Origin of the sequence: Mycetohabitans sp. B46, assembly GCF_037389205.1 — a bacterium.
Lineage (GTDB): Bacteria > Pseudomonadota > Gammaproteobacteria > Burkholderiales > Burkholderiaceae > Mycetohabitans.
Genome location: NZ_JADBGL010000012.1, coordinates 92,922 through 98,921, shown reverse-complemented (window position 1 = coordinate 98,921; position 6,000 = coordinate 92,922). Strand labels below are relative to the sequence as shown.

Annotated in this window: 4 protein-coding genes and 1 pseudogene; 1 reads left to right on the top strand and 4 read right to left on the bottom strand. The window is 64.0% G+C overall.

The annotated features are described in order from the left end of the window. Positions 1-753 (bottom strand): annotated as a pseudogene (locus IHE30_RS12885) (LysR family transcriptional regulator); the annotation flags it as partial. Positions 754-858: 105 nt separating this feature from the next. Here IHE30_RS12885 and metE point away from each other — a divergent pair. Further along, entirely contained in the window at positions 859-3,138 is a 2,280-nt protein-coding gene (gene metE / locus IHE30_RS12880) for a 5-methyltetrahydropteroyltriglutamate--homocysteine S-methyltransferase (RefSeq protein WP_337691124.1), read from the top strand. 7 nt (positions 3,139-3,145) lie between these two features. Here the strand turns inward: metE and IHE30_RS12875 are convergent, their stop codons facing one another. From IHE30_RS12875 to IHE30_RS12865, 3 genes are read right to left on the bottom strand one after another with little or no spacing between them, the layout of a single operon-like run. Continuing rightward, positions 3,146-4,300: a class I SAM-dependent methyltransferase gene (locus tag IHE30_RS12875; protein ID WP_337691123.1), complete on the bottom strand. Its 1,155-nt coding sequence runs from the start codon at positions 4,298-4,300 to the stop codon at positions 3,146-3,148. A gap of 37 nt (positions 4,301-4,337) precedes the next feature. Continuing rightward, positions 4,338-4,802 carry a copper chaperone PCu(A)C gene (locus IHE30_RS12870; protein ID WP_337691121.1) on the bottom strand — a complete coding sequence of 155 codons (465 nt, stop codon included), beginning with the start codon at positions 4,800-4,802 and terminating at the stop codon, positions 4,338-4,340. A gap of 47 nt (positions 4,803-4,849) precedes the next feature. Next, the gene (locus IHE30_RS12865; protein ID WP_337691120.1) at positions 4,850-5,854 is read right to left on the bottom strand and encodes a sodium:calcium antiporter; all 1,005 of its coding nucleotides are present in this window, start codon (positions 5,852-5,854) and stop codon (positions 4,850-4,852) included. Between the last annotated feature and the right edge of the window lie 146 nt (positions 5,855-6,000).

The window sequence follows — 6,000 nt, the reverse complement described above, 5'->3', positions numbered from 1 at the left end:
GCATATTCCTGCCACCAGCCAGCGCCGGGCAGCGCGGCAACGCCGCGAACGCTAGCGACCATTTGCACCATGATGTCGGTGGTCTCGATTGTCTTGTGACGCTTGGGCCGCACGCCGGCCGGCACTAGAAAATTGCGCATACACGTCGAGCCGGTCGATATCAACCGGATAGGTAATCAGCACTTCGCCGGTCAACTGCGCCGGCTCGACGTGCGTGCCACGTGTCAGTGCATGTCCGCGCTGGACCACCAGCACCTGCTCGTAGTCGAACACCGGCTCGAAGCGCAGGCCCGCGCGGTGCAACGGATCAGGCGTGACTAGGATGTCGATGTCATAGACGAACAACGCACCAATGCCGCCGAACTGGAACTTCTGCTTCACATCCACATCGACGTCCGGCCATTGTGCCAGGTACGGCGACACGACCTTCAGCAACCATTGGTAGCAAGGGTGGCACTCCATCCCGATGCGCAGCGTGCCACGCTCGCCCTGCGCGTACTGTGCCAAACGCGCCTGCGCGTGCTCCAGCTGCGGTAGTACGCGATTGGCGACCGAGAGCAGGTATTCGCCCGCTTGCGTCAGCCGCAATTTGCGGCCTTCGCGCCGCCAAACCGCCGTACCCAGCAACTGCTCCATTTTCTTGACCGTGTGGCTCAGCGCCGACTGGGTCAGGCACAACACCTCAGCGGCAGCGGTCAATGAACCCCGCCGGTCAACCTCGCGCACGATCGCCAGGTGAATACGCTCGAGCATAGCGAAGTATGAGAATAATTAATGTGACAATGAAATAATGCCACTTTTTTTCATATATCCCAACCCCTATGATCGATGCACGCTTGACTCCACCTCTATCAAACCATGGCTATCACGCACAATCTGGGCTTTCCGCGCATCGGCGCAAAGCGGGAATTGAAATTCGCCCTTGAGTCTTACTGGAAGGGACAGTCTTCGCTGGACGAACTGAAGGCAGCGGGCGCTCAACTGCGCCAACAGCACTGGGCCAACCAGGCAAAATTGGACTGGTCACCGGTGGGTGATTTCGCGTTCTATGACCAGGTGCTTGACATGAGCTTCACGCTCGGCAACCTGCCCGAGCGGGTACGCGACCTGGACGGTGATTCGCTGGACAACTACTTCCGGATCGCGCGCGGGCGTTCGGCCACGGACGGCTCATGCAGCTGCGGCGTGCAGGCCGGCGAGATGACCAAATGGTTCGATACCAACTATCACTACATCGTGCCGGAATTAAGCGCGTCCACGGCTTTTTCCCTCGACGCGTCGCGCCTGCTCGGCGAGCTTGAACAGGCACGCCGCCTTGGCGTGAAAGCCAAGCCAGTGATCATCGGGCCGCTGACGTATCTATGGCTCGGCAAGGCTAAGGACGACTCGGACAAACTCGCGTTGCTGCCGCGACTGCTGCCGGTCTATGCGCAATTGCTGGCCGAGCTCGCCGCGTGCGGTGCCGAATGGGTGCAGATTGACGAACCGATTCTCGTCACCGAGCTCGATCCGCAGTGGCAGCAAGCATTCGTGCACGCCTACGACACACTGCGCACCGATCGCGTTAAGCTGCTGCTAGCCACCTACTTCGGGCAATTGCAGGAGAACCTGCCGCTTGCATGCGGATTGCCCGTGCAGGGCCTGCACGTGGATACACTCAATGCGCGCGATGAAGTCTCCGACGTCATCGCGCGGCTGCCGGCCGACCGCGTGCTATCGCTCGGCGTCGTCAACGGCCGCAATATCTGGAAGACTGATCTCGTCGCAACACTCAACTGGCTCGAGCCGATCCACCGCCAACTCGGCCAGCGGCTCTGGCTCGCGCCGTCGTGCTCCCTGCTGCACGTGCCGGTAGACCTGGCTAGTGAGCACGAGCTGGACGCGGAACTCCGTTCATGGCTTGCGTTCGCGCTGCAAAAACTGGACGAACTACATGTGCTGGCTACGGCACTGAACAACGGCAGGCAGGCCGTGGAGGCTGAGCTGCGGGACAACCAAGCCGCCATCGCGGCGCGCAAGGTTTCGGCGCGCGTGCATAACCCTGCCGTCAAGGCGGCGCTTGCGCGCATCGACGCCGGCATGGAACGCCGCACGAACCCCTATCCGGCGCGCGCGCCCAAGCAACACGCGCAGTTGCAACTGCCGCCATATCCGACCACGACCATCGGCTCGTTTCCGCAAACCGAAGAAATCCGCCAGGCGCGCAGCCGTTTCCGCCGCGGCGAACTGGACGAGGCGGGCTACCACGCGACCATGCGTGAGCAGATCGCACGCAGCGTGCGCGAGCAGGAGGCGCTGGGACTCGACGTGCTCGTGCATGGCGAGGCCGAGCGTAACGACATGGTCGAGTATTTCGGCGAGCAACTCGAAGGCTATGCGTTTAGCCAGTTCGGCTGGGTACAGTCGTATGGCTCGCGGTGCGTAAAACCGCCGATCATGTTCGGTGACATCCGCCGACCGAAGCCGATGACGGTCGAATGGATCCAATATGCGCAATCGCTGACGCACAAGCCGATGAAAGGCATGTTGACTGGGCCCGTGACGATCTTGAACTGGTCGTTCGTGCGCGATGACCAGCCGCGTGCCGTGTCCTGCCAGCAGCTTGCGCTAGCGATCCGCGAAGAGGTGCTCGATCTGGAGCGGGCGGGCGTGCGCGTGATTCAGATTGACGAAGCGGCCTTGCGCGAAGGCTTGCCGCTGCGCAAGTCGCAATGGCATGCGTACCTGCAGTGGGCGGTCGGCGCGTTCCGCATCGCGGCCAACGGCGTGCGCGACGACACGCAGATCCACACGCACATGTGCTATTCGGAGTTCAACGACATCATCGCGTCAATTGCGGATATGGATGCAGATGTCATCACCATCGAAACCTCGCGCTCAGACATGGAACTGCTCGATGCGTTCGATCACTTTAACTATCCGAATGAGATCGGACCGGGCGTGTATGACATCCACTCACCGAACATCCCGACGCAGGAGCACATCATCCAGTTGATGCGCAAGGCGGCCGAGCGTATCCCAGCTGAGCGCCTGTGGGTCAATCCGGACTGCGGGCTGAAGACGCGCGCATGGGCAGAAGTCATCCCGGCGCTGCGCAACATGGTGGCCGCCGCGCAGACGTTGCGCGGCACCGCATAGTACGCGCTCAGCAGCCTCGGACCGCGAGGCGCCACAGCGACGTCACCTCACGGGCCCGCGCCGCATGCAACGGATCCGCGGCGTCCGACGCTTTGGGGTGACGCGGCCGGATATCGGCGCGGTCGAGCACCTGCAAGCCGGCCGCGTCGATCATCGCAAGGAAAGCTTCGCGTGGACGCAAGCCAAGGTGCTCAGCCAGGTCCGACATGATCAGCCAACCCTCGCCGCCGGGGGCCAAATGCGCCGGCAAACCGGCGAGGAATCCTCGTAGCATGCGGCTGTCCGGATCGAACACGGCATGCTCGATCGATGCGCTCGGGCGCGCCGGCACCCACGGCGGGTTGCAGACCACCAGCGGCGCGCGGTGCGATAACGGAAAAAGATCCGCCAGCATGACCTCCACTTGCGCGGACAGCCCCAGCCGCGCAACATTCTCGCGTGCACACTCCAGCGCGCGCGAATCGACGTCCGTCGCGATCACGCGCCGCACACCGCGCCGGGCCAACAATGCGGCGATCACGCCGGTGCCGGTGCCGATGTCGAAAGCAAGCGCATCGGCCCCCTCGGGCAACGGCGCCTGCGCTATCAGGTCCAGGTATTCGCCGCGTACGGGCGAGAACACGCCATAGTGCGGATAGATCCGGTCGCCACCGAGCGCGTCGATGACCACGCCCTTGCGATGCCACTCGAACGCGCCGACCATCCCCAGCAACTCGCGCAGCGAAACGACGCTTGCCGCGTCGCCGCCGGGCGGCGGCCCGTATGCGTGCGCGCATGCACCACTCAGGTCCGGAGCACGGCGCAGCGGTATCCGGTAATGCGCGTCGAGTGGCACCAGCAGCATCGCCAGCGTGCGGGCCCGCTGCGCTTGCGCCAGCCGATGCAGATTGAACGTTTCCTGTGGCGTCACACCGCGCTTGGGCCGACGGCGCTCGATGCGCCGCGCGATGGCCCGCAACAGCTGCCGCGCGTTATTGAAGTCGCCCCGCCACAAGATCGCGGTTCCTTCGCATGCCAGGCGATAGGCGTGATCGGCGCTAACCGTGTCGTCGGCCGGCACAACACGCCGAGGCGGCGGCAGCCCGGCGTGCGAGCGCCAGCGCGCGTGGTGGGTCTGGCCACCCTCGGTCCAGTGCAGCATCGAGCACTCCAGCCCGTTCATCGTGTCACCCGGGCCCTGGGGAGTAACGCGGCCCACCTCAATGCGCCGGCGCCGAGGCGGGCCGAAGCTCGCACTGTACGTCCAGCTTGCCGGCGGCGCCAAAATCGAGCGTCAACGGGATCGTCGTGCCAACTTTCAGCGCGCGCTTGGGCTGTTCGAGCATCACGTGATAACCGCCCGGTGCAAACTGCAGCGTACCGTGGGCCGGCACGCCAACCGCATCGACATGGACCATCCGCGACATACTGCCGTTGCTCCGCGTCTGGTGCATCATGACCATGCCAAAGGCCGGCGTATCGACGTCCTGTAGCGAAACCGGCTTGTCTGCATCGTTTTTTATCGTGAAATAGGCGGATGACGGCAGGGTCGTCGGCATCGTGCGCACCCAACAGCCACTCACCTGCACCCCCGCCGGCCCAGTGGCCTGTGCGGCGGCGGGCGCGCCGGCACCCAGCATGGCAAACAGCGCCGCAGTGGCGCCTATCAGAGACTTGACCTGCATTCCTACCTCCGGAATCGAACGGCGAAAAATCGAACAGCACCGCAGCATTATGCCAATGTCACGGCCAGATAGACCGCATAGAGCACGCCGTTGAACAGCAGCGCCCAGACTGGCAGGCCACGACCGCGCGACAGCACGCGGCACCACGCTGCCGCGACCACAGTGATCGCGATGCCGGTCAGCACCTCGATGCGCGGCTCCCATGGCGTCAGCATGATACCCAGCGCCGGCAGCAGCGTACCCTGGAACACCATTGCACCGGTGAGGTTCCCAAATGCGAGCGTGTCTTTGCCGCGCCGCACCCACAAGATGCTGTTGATCTTCTCGGGCAACTCCGTGGCGATCGGGATGATCAGCAACGACAACAGCAGCGGCGACACGCCCAGTAGCTGGGAGACCCCATCCACGCCATGGATGAATCCCTTCGCGCCGCCGACCAGCAAGGCCAGCGCGATGGCCAGCTGCAGCACGATCGTCACGAGCCGGGTCGGGACACCAAAGCGCGACAGATGCATGACGCCCGGCGCCTCAGTGCCGTGCCCGCCGGCCACCAACGCTTGCGATGCACGCAATGTCGCGTACACGTAGCGCAGATACACGCACACGAGCGCGGCGCTCAATCCTGCCCGCACCAGCACGTTCGTATGTGGCACGTACATCGCGGCGGCCGATAGCGCAAACGCAAACAGGAAATAGTTGAGATCGCGGTTGATGCCGCCGACCTCCGGCCGTATCCGTCCGCAGAGCCCGCGCTGGCGCAGCACCGCAACGGCCATCAGGCACGTGGATAGCGTCGCGAGCATCAGCGGTGCACCTAGAATCGCGCCCACGCCGATTTCCTCGTTGAGCCGCTCGCCGCGTCCCGACACAATAGCGATCAGCGGAATCGACGTCTCGGGCAGCGCGGTGCCGACCGCCGCGAACAATGAGCCGGTCACGCCCTCGGATAGCTTCATCCGCTCGCCCAGGTGCTCCAGCGCGTTCGTCAACCATTCGGCGGCGACCAGGATCACCGCAAGCATCAGCATGAGTTCGAGCACGAGCCAAGTCATGCGCACTCTCCCGTCGCAACGGGCGGCATGGCCAAACGGGCAGGCGGGTAGGGGGAACGGGGATGTTGCATGCTATCTCCACGGTCGGACACATGAACCATGACGCGGCGCGACGGTCCGACCAGGACGAGGCGCGGCGTCGATGG